The 14,572-nt window shown below is 59.1% G+C and carries 13 protein-coding genes (1 of these 13 running past the window's edge); 5 read left to right on the forward strand and 8 right to left on the reverse strand.

Annotated features, from left to right (window positions below):
* On the forward strand, positions 1-41 hold the end of the coding sequence (locus RGCCGE502_RS26410; protein WP_016557269.1) for a hypothetical protein. It extends 343 nt beyond the left edge of the window; 41 of the gene's 384 nt are visible here — the last part of the coding sequence; its start codon lies beyond the left edge, outside the window; it ends in the stop codon at positions 39-41.
* Positions 42-201: 160 nt separating this feature from the next.
* Here RGCCGE502_RS26410 and RGCCGE502_RS26415 read toward each other — a convergent pair whose 3' ends face one another.
* Genes RGCCGE502_RS26415 through RGCCGE502_RS26425 form a run of 3 tightly spaced genes read right to left on the reverse strand, consistent with a single transcriptional unit; the run spans position 202 to position 4,077 of the window.
* Positions 202-1,170, reverse strand: coding sequence for a substrate-binding domain-containing protein (locus RGCCGE502_RS26415; RefSeq protein WP_016557270.1), 969 nt, complete (start codon positions 1,168-1,170; stop codon positions 202-204).
* On the reverse strand, positions 1,157-2,482 hold the full coding sequence (locus RGCCGE502_RS26420; protein ID WP_016557271.1) for an ABC transporter permease: 1,326 nt from the start codon (positions 2,480-2,482) through the stop codon (positions 1,157-1,159). The genes RGCCGE502_RS26415 and RGCCGE502_RS26420 overlap by 14 nt, the downstream gene beginning before the upstream one ends.
* Positions 2,479-4,077, reverse strand: a complete 1,599-nt coding sequence (locus RGCCGE502_RS26425; RefSeq protein ID WP_040675709.1) for a sugar ABC transporter ATP-binding protein — start codon at positions 4,075-4,077, stop codon at positions 2,479-2,481. Before RGCCGE502_RS26425 ends, RGCCGE502_RS26420 begins: the two co-directional genes overlap by 4 nt.
* Positions 4,078-4,290: 213 nt before the next feature.
* Between RGCCGE502_RS26425 and RGCCGE502_RS26430 the strand changes: the two genes are divergently transcribed.
* Both RGCCGE502_RS26430 and RGCCGE502_RS26435 read left to right on the forward strand, forming a co-directional pair.
* A complete protein-coding gene (locus RGCCGE502_RS26430; RefSeq protein WP_016557273.1) occupies positions 4,291-5,301 on the forward strand; it encodes a LacI family DNA-binding transcriptional regulator in 1,011 nt (336 codons plus the stop codon).
* A 310-nt stretch (positions 5,302-5,611) separates the two neighbouring features.
* Positions 5,612-5,824 carry a hypothetical protein gene (locus tag RGCCGE502_RS26435; RefSeq protein WP_016557274.1) on the forward strand — a complete coding sequence of 71 codons (213 nt, stop codon included), beginning with the start codon at positions 5,612-5,614 and terminating at the stop codon, positions 5,822-5,824.
* 155 nt (positions 5,825-5,979) lie between these two features.
* On the opposite strand, the gene eglC is transcribed toward RGCCGE502_RS26435, so the two are convergent.
* The 3 genes from eglC to RGCCGE502_RS26450 are packed head-to-tail and all read right to left on the reverse strand — an operon-like array spanning position 5,980 to position 10,464.
* Complete coding sequence (eglC, locus tag RGCCGE502_RS26440; protein WP_016557275.1) at positions 5,980-7,398, reverse strand: endo-1,3-1,4-beta-glycanase EglC; 1,419 nt, start codon at positions 7,396-7,398, stop codon at positions 5,980-5,982.
* Between the two features lie 55 nt (positions 7,399-7,453).
* Positions 7,454-8,752 (reverse strand): HlyD family type I secretion periplasmic adaptor subunit, encoded by a 1,299-nt coding sequence (locus RGCCGE502_RS26445; protein ID WP_016557276.1) that lies wholly within the window; start codon positions 8,750-8,752, stop codon positions 7,454-7,456.
* Entirely contained in the window at positions 8,749-10,464 is a 1,716-nt protein-coding gene (locus tag RGCCGE502_RS26450; RefSeq protein ID WP_016557277.1) for a type I secretion system permease/ATPase, read from the reverse strand. Before RGCCGE502_RS26450 ends, RGCCGE502_RS26445 begins: the two co-directional genes overlap by 4 nt.
* Before the next feature lie 613 nt (positions 10,465-11,077).
* Between RGCCGE502_RS26450 and RGCCGE502_RS26455 the strand changes: the two genes are divergently transcribed.
* Positions 11,078-11,662: a L,D-transpeptidase gene (locus RGCCGE502_RS26455; RefSeq protein WP_016557278.1), complete on the forward strand. Its 585-nt coding sequence runs from the start codon at positions 11,078-11,080 to the stop codon at positions 11,660-11,662.
* A 728-nt stretch (positions 11,663-12,390) separates the two neighbouring features.
* On the opposite strand, the gene RGCCGE502_RS26465 is transcribed toward RGCCGE502_RS26455, so the two are convergent.
* Entirely contained in the window at positions 12,391-12,846 is a 456-nt protein-coding gene (locus RGCCGE502_RS26465; protein ID WP_016557279.1) for an MEKHLA domain-containing protein, read from the reverse strand.
* A 101-nt stretch (positions 12,847-12,947) separates the two neighbouring features.
* A complete protein-coding gene (locus tag RGCCGE502_RS26470) occupies positions 12,948-13,145 on the reverse strand; it encodes a hypothetical protein (protein ID WP_016557280.1) in 198 nt (65 codons plus the stop codon).
* A 264-nt stretch (positions 13,146-13,409) separates the two neighbouring features.
* Here RGCCGE502_RS26470 and RGCCGE502_RS26475 point away from each other — a divergent pair, with 264 nt between their 5' ends.
* The gene (locus RGCCGE502_RS26475; protein WP_019280276.1) at positions 13,410-14,528 is read left to right on the forward strand and encodes an OpgC family protein; all 1,119 of its coding nucleotides are present in this window, start codon (positions 13,410-13,412) and stop codon (positions 14,526-14,528) included.
* Positions 14,529-14,572 lie beyond the last annotated feature (44 nt).

The following is a 14,572-nucleotide window of genomic DNA, read 5'->3' on the forward strand; positions in this document are numbered from 1 at the left end:
GCAGACGCCTTCAAAAGCTCCTGAGACTGGACCGACCGTAAGATCGTCGCACTATCCACCATTGCAAGTTCGCGCCTCGGGCGCTAAACCAGGCGCGACCAATGGTGGCGCCAGCCCCGATACCGATGCGGTGCCTTCAAACCTGCCGAGCCGTTGGCAGGGGTCGACAGCGTGCCAACCCATCAATGCCTGTCTATGCGTTCAGAGGCCATTGTCCTTCATGATCTTCGAGGCATTTTCCTTGGTGACCTTTAGCGTCGGCAGAACGACATTCTTTTCGACCTTCTCGCCGTTCAGAAACTTGATCGCCTGGCGCAGGCCTTCCGCGCCAGGGGTCGCATAAAGGAAGGTGGCGCTGAGTTCGCCATTGTTGACCCAGGTCACGCCCTCTCCCGGAAGCGCATCAATACCGATGAACTTGATGTCCTTTTCACGGCCCGCGTCCTTGGCTGCGAGATAGGCACCATAGGCCATGGGATCGTTGTGGCCGTAAACGAGGTCGATCTTCTCATTGTTGCGCAGCGCGGTCGCCATGATGTTATAGGCCTGGTCCTGCTTCCAGTCGCCTGACTGCTGGTCGAGCAAGTTCTTGATGCCCGGTTCCTTGTCGGTGAACTCGTGGAACCCGTCATGCCGGTCGTGCGCCGGCTGCGTGCCCATGCCTCCCCAGATCTCGACGACATTGCCTTTAGCCTTGCCAGCGCCGCCGAGAAGCTCGACGGCATACTCACCCGCCGCGCGTCCGATCAATTTGTTATCGCCACCCACGAACTGGACATACTTGTCGGTCTCGACGTTGCGGTCGAGCACAAAGACCGGGATTTTCGCGTCGATTGCCTGCGTGACAACGCCCGTGAGGCCGGCCGATTCCTTGGGCGAGATCAGCAATGCTTTGACCTCCTGGCGGATGAGGTTTTCAACATCCGCAACCTGCTTTTCGGTCTTGTCCTCGCCATCAGTAATGATGAGTTCGACTTCAGGATGTTTGGCGGCTTCGGCGATGATGTCCTTGTTGAACTGCGCGCGCCACGGCTCGATCGTGGTGGCCTGCGAAAATCCGATGCGCAGTTTCTTGTCCTGCGCGACGCTGTCATTTGCGGTATAAAGCGATGTGGTGGCGAAAAGTGCGGCAGCGGCGACCGCGAACTTCAATGTGTCACGACGTTTCATTTCCATTTCCTCCAGTGTTGAGAGACATGGTCTCCTTTCGCGGACGCTCCTCCCCGGACGCCTCCGATCTGGCGCGGTGCGGAAAAATGAGCCGCAAGCGCGCCAGAATTTCCCGGGCATTGCGCTCTTGGACGAGCACCGTGCCAACGATGATAAGACCCTTCAGCACGAGCTGGAGGTTGGAATTGATGTTGTGCAGTTGCAGGATGTTGGACAAGAGCCCGAAGATCAGCACGCCGCAGAACGTTCCGGCGAGGCTGCCACGCCCGCCCATGAGGCTCGTGCCGCCGATGACCACTGCAGCAATCGCATCAAGCTCGAGGCCAGCGCCGGCATCGGGTTTCCCCTGCCTGTACTGCGCAACGTAGAGAATGGCGGCAATCCCCGCCAGCAGGCCGGAGATGGCATAGGTTACAATTTTGATCTTGCCGCTCTCAACACCCGAAAGCCGCGCGGCCTCCTCGTTGCCACCGATCGCATAAACAAAACGCCCGAACGGGGTGAGGTTGAGCACAACGGCGTAAAGAATGATTGCAACGAGAAAGAATATGCCAGGCATTGGAATGATGCCGAACACGAGAGAGCGCAGGAAATCAAAATCCGCCGTAGCATTCGAGCCAGTATAGACTGGAAGAACAGCATTGTTCTGCCCCGCTGTAAGCCGTGCGATCCCGAGAGCAGTTACCATCATAGCAAGCGTGACGATGAACGGTTGAAGACGGCCGGTAACAATGATGATGCCGTTGATCGCCCCGAAAAGCAGCCCCACCGCCGGCACGACGAGCAGGACGGCAAGTACCCCAAACTTGCTCTGGCTCTGAGGCAGCAGGTAGAAAAGTAGAGCAGCGCAAAGAACGATACCGACCAATGCCGGAATGTAGACGCCGCGCAGCCGATCGAGGGTCAGGTCGCGGCTATGACTGATGCCGGTGCGGCGCTTTTCCAGATTGAGGAACACGAAGCGTGTCAACCACGCCCCGATCAGGAGCGCCGCTAGGAGGACCGACGGCACGCCGAGCATGAGGGCCGGCGTCTCGCCTGGCACGGTGAGTAGCATGGCGCAGACAACACTGCAGATCGCCATGAGTGAGCCAACGGAAAGATCAATGCCGCCGGTAATGATCACCGCCGTCATGCCTGTCGCGATGAGGCCCGTCGTCGAAACTTGGCGCAGAACATCGAGGAGATTGCCGCTGGACAGAAATATGTTCTTGCCTGACGACGTGAGCGGCGACCATATGATGCCGATCAGGAACATCGCGATCAGTCCCCAGTAGAGCTTCGTGCGCGAAACAAGTTTCATCACGGTCATGCAAGTGCCTCTGCATGCTGTGTCTTCTGCGAACGTGGGGCGGCTAGCTCCATGATCCTCTCCTCTGTCGCTGCCGAGCGCTGGATAAGGCCGGTTTGGCGCCCTTCGGACATGACGAGGATGCGATCGGCGAGATAAAGGAGCTCCGGCATTTCGGAACTGACGACGATGATCGCCATGCCGCTTGCAGCAAGGCGGAAAATCAGGTCGTAGATTTCACTTTTTGCCCCCACGTCGATACCACGGGTCGGCTCGTCCAGAAGCAGGATGCGAGGATCTGTGGCGAGGCACTTGCCGATGACAACCTTCTGCTGGTTGCCGCCGGACAGCGTTCCGGCAACCTGGGCAATGCCGGACGCGCGAATACCGAGCCTCGTAACCGCATCTGAGGCGAGTGCCTTTTCTGCCGGAACGTTGCGGATGCCGAAACGGGCAATCCGCCCGACGAGAGGCAGCGCGACATTGTCCGTGATCGTGTCTGCGAGGTGCAAGCCCTGTGTCTTGCGGTCTTCGGTCAGGAAGGAAATGCCCAACCGGCGGGCCTCGACCGGCGTGCGGATCGTCACCGGCCGTCCATCGATCTGGATCCGGCCCGCGACCTCTCCCTGTGTCGCTCCGCTGATTGCCTGGAGAATTTCCGTGCGCCCGGCTCCCAGGAGACCGCCGATCCCAAGGATCTCCCCGGCCGCCAGGTCGAAGCTGACGCCAGTAAGAACCTGCGTGACGCCTCGCCGGTCGGCGACTGACAGGGCAAGGTTGCGCACCGACAGGACCGCGGTACCGGTCGTGGGGGACTGAGGCCGGGCAACCTCCGAGCGGTTGAGATTGCGGCCGACCATGGCGGCAATAACGGTCCTCTCGTCTATCTCAGCCATCGGCCTTGTCCAGATATGACGGCCGTCACGGAATATAGTCACGCGATTGCTGAGCTGCATGACCTCGTCTATGCGGTGGGAGATGTAGATGATGCCGACGCCCTCCAGGGAGAGCTGGCGTATGATCGCAAACAGTCGGTTGCATTCGCCGGGCGAGAGCGCGGACGTTGGCTCGTCCATAATCAGAATGCGCGCATGAAGTGATAGCGCCTTGGCGATCTCGACGAGTTGCTGCTCACCGATCCTCAGCGACGACACACGCGTTTCCGGATCGAGATCGATGCCCAGCCGTCCAAGCAATTGTTTCGCAGCCTGCACGCTCTTCGGGCGGTCAACGAACATACCGGCGATCAGAGGCTCCCTGCCGAGAAATATGTTCTCGGCTACGGAGAGTTCTGGAACGAGATTGAGCTCCTGGTGGATGATTGCGACACCTGCCGCTTCCGCATCGCGCACGCGTTCGAATTGAACCGGGACATGGTCGACCAGGACGCGCCCCTCGTAGTCCGTATAAACGCCGGACAATATCTTCATGAGCGTCGATTTGCCGGCGCCGTTTTCGCCCATCAGAGCGTGAATTTCTCCGGGACAAAGGTCGAACCCGACCCGGTCCAGCGCCAACATTGCGCCGAACGACTTGGAGACGTCGATCGCCTCGAGAATGGGCGTGGCCGACGGGATCCCGCCACGCGTCGGGGACGTCTTGACTTCTTCCTGCATGACAATGACGGCCTCCCTTCCATCTTTGTCTCGCGGTGCAAGCGACGGCGAAAGATTGTCTAAACGTTTCGAACATGTCAAGCGGCGGCGCCGTCTGGACCGCTCGACCTTGCCAGTTTCACGGGATTCCCATACCATATCGGCAATTACTCCTATCTAAACGTTTCGATCATGAGCCGGTCCTCGGTCAAACACAGGAAATCGCAGCCAACCATGCTGGATGTCGCGGCCAAGGCCGGCGTCTCGACTGCGACCGTTTCGGCCCTGATCAACGGCACTGCGCCCGTTTCCCCTGAACTGCGGGAAAGGATCGGGAGCGCTATTGCCGCGATCGGTTACAAGCGTAACACCATTGCACGAAGCCTGAAGACCGGCGCGACCAACACGATCGGCCTTGTGATTGCCGACATCACCAACCCGTTTTTCACCGACGTCGTCGCGGTGATCCAGGACGTGTTGCATCGGGCGGGCTACGCAGTGATGCTCTGCTGCACGGACGAGGATCCGGATCAGCAGGAAGAGCAGATTTCACTGTTGCTGGACCGCATGGTCGACGGCTTGATCATCGCGCCGGCTGGTGACGACCATGCGCTCGAGCGCGTCCTGAAGCGAGCAGACATCCCGGTCGTCCTGATCGACCGCATCAGCAATGGCATCGCTGCAGACGCCGTCGTCCTCGACAACCAGCGCGCCGTTCGCGAAGCCATCGACTACCTTATCGGCCTCGGCCATAGACGCATCGGCTACATCTCAGGGTCACTGGACACATCGACCGGTCGCGGCAGGCTTTCGGGCTATCGCGACGCGTTGGAAAACGCGAACCTCGCCTGCGAGGAAGACCTGGTGCGCATTGGCAATTTCCGGGAAAGGGATGCGTATAATGCCGCGATGCAACTCCTTGTGCTGCCGGATTTGCCAAGCGCGATCTTTTCGGCGAACAACCTCATGGTGATCGGCGTGATGAAGGCAATCCGCGACATGGGACTGCGCTGCCCTGAGGACATCTCGGTTTCGAGCTTTGACGATTTTCCATGGGCCGATGTCTTCCAGCCCAACCTGACAACGATCGCCCAACCGGTGCAGGCTATTGGCGAACATGCCTCCCAGCTTATTCTCGACCGGTTGAGCAACCGTGCGGAACGGCCCCCGCGACAGATCGTGCTTGCCGGCCGCCTGACGATACGAGAGTCCTGCCGGCCGTTCTCCAGGCCAGACAAGAACTAACCGTTCAATCCGAGCGATTATCCCGCTGACCTGGGGGAATGCGGCCCTGGCATGAGGACGCTGCAGGGGCTGGAGCAAGGTGATCAAATTTAACGCAATTATCCTGATGAATGTATGGACTGTTCAGGTCGTGATCGAGAAATCGATTTGGTGAGAATGGAAGTGCATTTCTCACGATCTTCCCAGAGCACGACAAGTCGAGCCGCAACGTGGCGTATGCTCAGGAAGTCCTTAATCTTCGGAACGATTGGCGGGCACTGCGCGTTTCTCTGTTCGCGATAGTTCACGAGCAGAGAGGATGTGATCCGAAATGGAAAGCACCGAAGGCCGCATGCTTGCCGAGGAGTATCTCCGGCTCGGGGGAAAAAGACGGGTGAAGATTGACGACAATCACCAGACTGTTCGCCTCTGGGAGGCCGACCCGCCCGACGCTGAGAGATTTTGGCACGACCGTATCGAGCGACTGGAGGACCGGCGCCGCAAGGACGTGGAGTTCTTCCTGCCGTCGATCAACTCACCATAAGTAGAATGCATGTCGTCTCCAGGACTGGCCGGACAGGGCGCTGACCGGCCAGCGTACCGTCGATTAACGCGATTTATGCTCTCTCTAGCGCCAGGGGTGGCGGCCCGGCAGGACGTCATGTGGTGGGCATCATGCGTCTCGCGGTTCCGCGCCGCTCAGATATGCCAGTCTGACGCTAAAAGCACCGGGCTGTCGGAAAGAGCGTAGGCCCTGATATAGTCAATCTGCATCTGCGAGCCGTGCGCCAGGCCGTCCGACGGGGTTCCCGCAGGACCACCGACGGCAAGATTGACCAGCATGTACATCGGATCATGCATATCCTCAGGCGTGTCGCTCTGCGCCACGGCGACATCGTCAAAATACCAGGTGACATGATCCTGGTCCCAGAGGACGCCGTAATTGTGAAACCCGTCGGTGCTTGGCACCTTGACCGGAAAGGACGTCATCGTATGCGCGCCACCATGTTCGCTGTGGACGGTCACGTTGACGGTGTTCGGGTCCTGTCCGCGCATCTCCACAACATCGAGTTCAGGTGGCCAGGATCCGTCCTCGGGAAGGAGCCAGAAGGCAGGCCAGACACCCTGCTCCGTCGGCATGTCGGCCCTGATTTCGAAATATCCGTAGGTCTGGGCAAAGGATGAATGGGTATTCAAAAGGCCGGACGTATAGTCGTAGCCGTTGATCTGCGCCTGGAGCGCTTGCGATGCCGGTTCTGCCGAAATCGTCAGGATGCCGGTGTGGATCGAAAAGGGATTTGCCGCCGCGGTCGGCGCATAGGACGGATTGATGTACCACTGCAGCTCGCCGTTACCGGTCAATGGGCTGCCGCGTTCAGGCGCCCACCAGAATTTGGCGTCCCATGTCCCCTGGTCGCCGCTGCGAAGCGACAGGCTGTTGAACTCGTCGTCGAAGGTCAGAGCCAGGTGGGAACGATCAAGTGTCAACTGGAACTGGCTCGCCTTGAGATCGGAACCCTGCGTATTGGCGAAGACAAGGCTCTCGCCACCGCCGAGATCCAGTCGCAGGTTGGCGCCCTCCTGGGTGGTATGCGCCAGAACCTGCTCGAATGACGAAAACCCGTAGCCGTTGAGCCGGACCGTGTCGTCACTGCTGAAATCGACAATCAGGTCGCTGCCGTGGCCTCGGGTAAGAAGGAAAGTATCAGCTCCGCCTCCCCCGATCAGGACGTCGTTGCCGGCATCCCCGTCGATCGTCTGGCTTCCGGACGCACCGGAGATGATGTTGTCCATTGCATTGCCGAACGCGTAGCGCCCATTGCCGGTGACCGTCAGGTTTTCGAAATTGTCGGGCAACGTGTAGCTCATCCAGGTGTTGATCGTGTCGACACCTGCGCCTGACGACTCCACAGCCCGATTGATGCTGGAATAGAGGTAATAGATGTCATCGCCGGTACCACCGTTCATGGTCACGTTGACTGAACTGTCGCCCCATATGGAGTCGTTTCCCGCCGTTCCCTTCAACACCGGACCCGAGCCGGTCGCCGAAAACCATGCTGTCGACGTGCCGCTATAATACAGCGTATTTCCCACTGCGTTCTGTACTGACTTTACCATTGTCAACTCCTTCGGATTATGACGTGCCCAACGCGTTTTTTCCTCCCAAAACTGGCTACTCCTCCCGAAATGCGCGCGCCAACTGGTCCGTTAGCGGTTTTGCAAGGTAGGCCAATGCCGTGCGATCGCCGGTCTCGATGAAGGCCTCGACTGGCATTCCGGCAACCGGTGACAGCTCGCCGAGCCTCTTCCATTCGGCCGCTGGAACAGCAACACGAAGGGTGTAGTAGGATTGGCCCGAATGAGCGTCCGTCGTCAGATCGGCCGCAATGGAGGCGACCCGTCCCCTCAGCTCAGGTGTTGTCCTGGAGCTGAAGGCAGAAAACCGGAGGATGACCTCTTTGCCGACGGCAACCTGATCGATGTCATATGGAGACAATCTAACCTCGGGGGTGAGCAGGTCGTGATCGGGCACGATCTGCATGATCTTTTCGGCAGGCCCGACCACGGCGCCGGCCGCGTGAACAGCCAGCTGATGGACAATGCCGTCCTGCGGCGCTTTGACGTCGACATGGTCAAGTTCGTCCTCGATCGCAACACGCCGTTCTGCGTATTCGTTGCTGTCGCTTTCCGCTTGCCTCAGCTGCTCTGAGACCTCGCTTCTGTGGTCGTCGCCCACCTGAATGATCTGCAGCTCCGTTTCCGCGACCTTCCCTTTTACTTCCGCGCTCGACGCGATGAGACTGCCAAGCTCGCCGGTCAGGTCAGCGGCATCCCGCTGCAGGGCATAAACGCGTGTTGCGGGAATGACGCCTTGTCTAAGAAGCGGTTCCAGACTTGCCAGTTCCTTCTGGATAATGCCGATCGCCCGGCGTTTGCCGTCCTGCTGTGCGATCAGACCCTCGGCCTGCTGATTGAGTTGGCGGACCCTTTCCCGCAATTGCGCCGTACGCCCCTTCAAAGAGGCGCGGCGGTCGTCGAACAGTCTCTGCTCGCCTCTCTCCACCGCAGCAGCCTCGCCTTTACTTTCGCCGCCATTGGTTGCCGGAAAGACGATGGTATCGGCGCCGTCCCGTTCTGCGGCCAGGCGCGCCGATCGTGCTGCGAGCTCTCTTGACCGTGTCAACACGATCGCAAGGCTTGCTCTCGTTTGCGTATCATCGAGGTGAACGAGTACCTGCCCTGCGCTGACGCGATCGCCGTTGCGCACGAACACCTGTCTTACCGTCCCGCCCTTCTGATGTTGAACCGGCTTGACGTAGCTTTCGACGACGAGCGTTCCCCCTGCAATCACCGCGCCATTGATGCGAACTGCGCAAGCCAGTCCGCCGAGAACACCGACGAGAAGGACGGCTGTTGCCAGCGAAAGCACTGTCAGGCGGCGGATTGCATTTTCCGTTGATGTCCTGATCATGACGACAACTCCCCACCGGCACGCAAGAGCCGCACGAACGAGCCGGAAACGGCCATGGACCCTGGCGCCGTGTTGACGACCGCCTGCGCCGGGCCGAAGGCCTTGGTGCGTCCACCTTCGAGAACGAGCACCTTGTCGATCCCGGCCAGTGCCGTTGCACGATGGGCAATGACCAGCACCACACCCTGGCGGGATCGCACGCTCTCGATCGCCCGGGAAAGCGCCAATTCGCCTTCCGCGTCGAGATTAGAGTTCGGTTCGTCGAGGACAACCAGAAATGGATCGGCATATAGTGCCCTTGCCAGGCCAATGCGCTGTCGCTGTCCTGCAGACAGGATCGAACCTCTTTCGCCAATCTCGGTGTCAAAACCCAGCGGCAATCCGACGATCATGTCGTAGACGCCAGCTGCTCGTGCCGCGGCAATGATCAGATCGGAGGGAGCATTCGCGTCAAATCTTGCAATGTTTTCGGCAATCGTCCCATCGAACAAGGCGACATCCTGCGGCAGATACCCGATATGTCGGCCAAGTGCTGTTCGTGACCACTGCCCAAGCGAGGCCTTGTCGAGCCTGACGTCGCCCGCAAAGGCCGGCCAGAGGCCGACGATGCCCCGTGCGAGCGATGACTTCCCCGACGCGCTTGGGCCGACGATGCCGACCGCTTCGCCGGCATACGCATCGAATGACAGGCCGCGAATGATCGGGGTCTTCGACCCGGGCGCACCCAGATGGAGATTAGTAACGCTCAAGGAGCCTCGCGGAGCAGGAAGCTCGACGTCACGTTCGGCATCGTCGACCTCAGGTGCTTCGTGGTTCAGGCGCGCCCAGGCCTGACGCGCGGCGGCAAATCCTCTCCAATGGGCAATGGCGAGTTCGATTGGCGCGAGTGCACGACTGACGAGTATCGAGCTCGCGATCATGATACCCCCCGTCGCTTCCTGTCGGATGACCAGGACGGCGCCAACCGCGAGCACCGCTGACTGAAGCAACATGCGCGCCGATCTCGAAAGGGTCGAAAGCGTATTGACGAGGGTCGCACTGTGCTGGTGACTGTCGAGGTGGCGCTGGTTGAGACTTGCCCACCTGGTCGAGAGCATGGTTGCAAAGCCCATTGCGACCACCACTTCCGAATTGTGCCTCACAGCGTCGGCAAAAGCCATCCGCTCGGCGAGGAGGATTGCCGTCTTTCGGATCGGTTCCCTGGATTTGCACTCGGCCAGGCACGCCAGGCCAGTCAAGATCAGGGCTCCTGTCGCGGCGGTCACACCGATCCAGGTGTGGAAGAGGAAGCAAAAGGCAAGATAGAATGGCATCCATGGCAAATCGAACAGGGCACCTGGACCCGGACCTGACAGAAAGCCTCGGACCGTATCAATATCGCGGATCGATTGAACCCCCGCGTCTTGCTTCGGTTTTCTGGATGCGGAAAGCGCGATCAAGGAAAAGGCACGTCCGGCGAAGCGCTCGTCCACGGTCCGCCCGACCTGGCCGAGCAGCAGCGAACGCGTGAGGTCAAGGAGCCACTGGAAAGCAAACAGCGTGACAACAATTCCCATCAATCCGATCAGGGTCGGCAGGCTGCGGCTGGGGATAACCCGATCGTAGACCTGCAGCATGAACAGCGAGCCCGTGAGCGCCAGGATGTTAACGAGGCAACTGGTCACGCCAATACCAAGTGCGCCACCGCGCAGCATCGACAGGAGGCCAGGCATCGGCCGTCGCCGGATCGGGGGGTTGCTTTTGGGCACCTGCGCTCCTTCTGGCTGGGGGACGTGTCGCACGGATGCAGCAACCGACTGCAACCCCCGTGTCGTTTTGACTCCCGTCTTGGCCAGACTGAGCCAAAAGAGGACGAATGACGACCTCAAACCACCGTTGCTGTTGGCCCAAACTTTATGTCAGGAAACGAGATGTTAAACGGGAAGCACTCAGCAAGTGACAGGCGCTGACGACTGTTCCCTATTCGAGTGGCACAATATCATTTGTGAGTGTCCCTCAAATATCGACGTCGTCCGCCCGAGCGTGCGTTCGGGATTCGCTGCATCAATGCCGGTTAACTACCTGATAATTCCGGGGTGCAAACACACGGCAAGATTTACCGTACGCTCGTCAAGATCAATCATCTGTACCTGCGGTCTCGGAGCAACGGCACCACTCCTCACTCGAGATCCGGGGCGAATTCGGAAGTATGTACCGAGTATTGCATCGCACTTTATGGATTTCAGCGTCCCTCATACGAATTTCCCGCAACCCCGGAGCGGCGGATGCCTCAATCCCGCCACAGAATTCCCGGTTAACTTGCAGATAAACGGGCGGATAGCGAAAATGAAGTTTCTGGTTCTTGTTGCAGCAGCTTTTTTGCTGTCTGTGTGCCAGTCGAACGCTCAGATCTACGGGCCGTACGACGATTATGAGGTCTATGGTGATGACGACGGTTACTACAACCCTTACCTACCTCCTCCCGAGTATAGCGAGCCATTACCCGAGCGCCGAACCCATAGGAGGAGCACAAGGGGCACCATCACGATTGCGACCCGCGAGCACACCCTTGTCTACACCACCCCGGGAGGCGAACAGCTTGCCTATCCAATTGCAGTGGGCCGTCAAGGCAAGCAATGGTACGGCACGACGCGTGTGACGTCGAAGAGCAAGCACCCCGTATGGCGACCGACGCCGGGCATGCGACGCAAGAACCCGAGACTTCCTGCGGTCGTTGAACCCGGTCCCTCCAATCCACTCGGCACGCGCGCCATCTATCTTGCCGACGGCCTGCTTCGCATTCATGGTACCAACGACCCGCGGTCCATCGGCACGAACGCGTCGAGCGGCTGCTTTCGCATGTACAGAGAAGATGTCGAGGAGCTCTACGAGCTGGTCCAGCCGGGGACGCGTGTGATTGTCCAGAGATAAGATGATTGTTTTCTTGGCCACGACCGGACGGCTCACACGATGGAAAGCGGATGGATATTTGTTGTTTCGTCGTTGCCCGTCAGTGATACTGAGGCAGATGACTCTCCCTAGACTAAATCAACCCTTTCGAACCCACATCGCGCCATGTCCGAGCCAGTAACGTCAAGCCACTCATGTCGAGGCCAATAGTCTTCAGGCAAATAGTCTTCAGGCCAATAGTCTCAGGCCAACAATTCTTCAGGAAGGCCTCCATCTCTTCGGGGACGGCTGTTGCAACCCTGACACGGCGATGGGAGGCTGGGCATTCGTCGCCTATTGGCATCGAAATCGGCCACGGCCTTGGTGGCTGCAGCCAGACTGCAAATAACAGGATGGAGCTGCTTAGCCTGTTCAACGCCGCCAGCTTTCCCATTCGCAAAGGAGGCAGGTCAGCTCGATCTGGTCGGACTTCGTCTACGCGATGAGAGGCTGTAACGTCGACCGATCTGGAGGAACAATGGCGGGAGAAACGGGCGTGCCGACCAGCGGGCGAGAAACAGGAAACTAGCCAATGCCGAGCTCTGGAAGAGCCTTGACCGGGAACTGGACAATCTGCTGATCAAGGTCGCCGGGTGCAGGGAACATGTCGGTATCACTGGAAAAGAGGGACCGATTGGCTAGCGGGCCAAGGTCTGCGTTCCGTTAGCGGTCTTTCGGCTCCTACTGATATCGGCGTCGGATCTTCAGCCCTAGAGGTCGGTCCAGCTTGAAAACGCTGCTGCCTGGCCGTGCCTTTCGCCGCTCCCGTCGACGAGTTGCCAGACGACACCATGTTCCATCCAGAAGCGTTTTCCGGACTTCTTTACCCGCAGGCCCCGGTAATCGGCGATGAAGCCCTGACGCTCGACGGCCTCGAGGAGCAACTGGCGCTCCGCCCGGTCGGGCGCTTCCGCAGACAATCGCGAGGGCATTCCAATGAATTCGTCCCACCCATATTCGAACCGCTTCTGGGCCGCGACGTTGGCGTAGATAAATCGTGGATCGGGTTCGGTATCGTGGGCAAGGATGACCGTCGACACCTCACGGTATAGCCAGTCGGGGCCTTGGCCTTGTTCTAGAAGCGGCTTTCCGACAAGCCGGAGAAAGCTTCCCGTCAACAGTTCGAAGAACTCAAGGTCCGTCGGTTCAGGAGGCTCGGTTCTCATGGGTCGACCCCTCCTCTTTCAGTGGTTCGATTGCGGTGATCGCAGACCCTGTCGGTGAGATCGATCACGATGATCCTTCCAAGCGCCAAGAGAAGGGCAAGTCAGGCATCAAAAAGCGAGGCCGGCAGGTTTAACGTGAACCGCCCAGGCTCCGCCAGCCGCACGGCGACAGCTTCTCGCAGAAGCGCAAAGCGCAATTCCAGCGCAGTGACGTCGGGTGAACTTGGCAGCAGCGCCAGTTCATTGGCGAAAGCGTCAAACTCCCGCCCCAGCGCCGTCTCCTGAAAAGGTAGGCTCATGTTCCCTCGCCTTGTAGATTGCCCGAAAGACTCAACTCCGCAGATTTACATTGAGACATGATATCCTGCTCAGCGCCTGCAGCGGTATGGTGAATATCCAATTAATCTCGAGTACGGACCTGAACAATAGCCGACCGCCGAGAGGGCGTCTCCAGCAGATCTCGGGAAGCCAACATGAACCATGCGTTCATCTCGGCTTCAGGTGGGGCTGTCTACCCTTGCCCCATCGTCACATCCGCAATGAATCGTCGGGACAATCTAGCAATGCCTCATCCTGCCCCTCAATCGGCCGGTCGTGATCCGCGTCTCGATTTCTTCCGCGGAGTTGCACTGGTCATGATCTTCATCAATCACGTGCCAGGAAACTTTCTCGAAGGCATAACGTCGAAAAACTTCGGTTTTTCCGATGCAGCAGAGGCCTTTGTATTGATGTCAGGCATGTCAGCCGGGCTTGCCTATTCGAGTGCCTATGAGCGAGACGCGATGATGGCGACCGGACGCATTCTGCGCCGTGCGCGCCATCTCTATGGCGTGCATCTCGCGACGACGGTCATTGCAGTTGCCATCCTCATGACCGGCCACCATTTCCTCGCGACCGACACGTTGTCTGACCGCGTCAACCTCGGCTCCTACCTCGATGCACCCTGGAAAACCGCAGCCGGCTTCGTCGCCATGACCCATCAGCTCGGCTATTTCAACATCCTGCCCCTTTATATCGTGCTCATTGCCGCAACGCCAATCTTTCTGGCAATCGCCTCGATCAGCCGTCCGGCATTGATCGCAGTGTCGGTCGGCATCTGGGGCATGGCAGGCTGTTTCAATATCAATCTTCCGAACTTCCCGGCGGAAGGGATGTGGTTCCTCAATCCATTCTCGTGGCAGCTCATTTTCTGCATCGGCCTATGCGCGGGCATGGCATCGAAGAAGCAGGAGAGCTTTGTCGGATACAATCCGACACTCATGGCAGCATCGCTTGCTTACCTTGCCTTCTCGCTTTTCGTGATTGAGGGACAGCACTACGAGTTGACGAACTGGGGCGACCATCCAGCGTTCCTCGTCGGCTTCGACAAGGGCATCCTTCCGCTTCCTCGGCTGCTCCACATCCTTGCCCTGGCCTACGTCGTCTCACAGCTGCCGGCATGTGGACGGATTGCCGCCAACGCGCGCCTTGGCGCCCTAACTCTCCTCGGAAAACATGGGCTAGCAGTCTTTGCCTGGGGTTCGCTGATCTCGATTGCACTGCAGGTTCTTCGGGAAGCCTATCCGTTCCCGCTGCTTCTCGAGGCGGCAGCCATCGTGGCCGGGCTTACGGCACAGTATCTCGTTGCAGAGCGGCTGCAAAACTCCAAGCTTTCGGCTCGCCTGGCAACGCAGGCGACCTGAACAGGACGACGACTGCCGCCGCCGTTGTTTTTACTGGCCTCGGT

The sequence above is a fragment of the Rhizobium grahamii CCGE 502 genome (genome assembly GCF_000298315.2).
Taxonomy (GTDB): Bacteria; Pseudomonadota; Alphaproteobacteria; order Rhizobiales; family Rhizobiaceae; genus Rhizobium; species Rhizobium grahamii.

Bases quoted from the DNA above. Each gene is read 5' to 3' on its own strand.
- RGCCGE502_RS26415 (WP_016557270.1), bottom strand. From the start codon at position 1,170: ATGAAACGTCGTGACACATTGAAGTTCGCGGTCGCCGCTGCCGCACTT.
- RGCCGE502_RS26420 (WP_016557271.1), bottom strand. From the start codon at position 2,482: ATGACCGTGATGAAACTTGTTTCGCGCACGAAGCTCTACTGGGGACTG.
- RGCCGE502_RS26425 (WP_040675709.1), bottom strand. From the start codon at position 4,077: ATGCAGGAAGAAGTCAAGACGTCCCCGACGCGTGGCGGGATCCCGTCG.
- RGCCGE502_RS26430 (WP_016557273.1), top strand. From the start codon at position 4,291: ATGCTGGATGTCGCGGCCAAGGCCGGCGTCTCGACTGCGACCGTTTCG.
- RGCCGE502_RS26435 (WP_016557274.1), top strand. From the start codon at position 5,612: ATGGAAAGCACCGAAGGCCGCATGCTTGCCGAGGAGTATCTCCGGCTC.
- eglC (WP_016557275.1), bottom strand. From the start codon at position 7,398: ATGGTAAAGTCAGTACAGAACGCAGTGGGAAATACGCTGTATTATAGC.
- RGCCGE502_RS26445 (WP_016557276.1), bottom strand. From the start codon at position 8,752: ATGATCAGGACATCAACGGAAAATGCAATCCGCCGCCTGACAGTGCTT.
- RGCCGE502_RS26450 (WP_016557277.1), bottom strand. From the start codon at position 10,464: ATGCCTGGCCTCCTGTCGATGCTGCGCGGTGGCGCACTTGGTATTGGC.
- RGCCGE502_RS26455 (WP_016557278.1), top strand. From the start codon at position 11,078: ATGAAGTTTCTGGTTCTTGTTGCAGCAGCTTTTTTGCTGTCTGTGTGC.
- RGCCGE502_RS26465 (WP_016557279.1), bottom strand. From the start codon at position 12,846: ATGAGAACCGAGCCTCCTGAACCGACGGACCTTGAGTTCTTCGAACTG.
- RGCCGE502_RS26470 (WP_016557280.1), bottom strand. From the start codon at position 13,145: ATGAGCCTACCTTTTCAGGAGACGGCGCTGGGGCGGGAGTTTGACGCT.
- RGCCGE502_RS26475 (WP_019280276.1), top strand. From the start codon at position 13,410: ATGCCTCATCCTGCCCCTCAATCGGCCGGTCGTGATCCGCGTCTCGAT.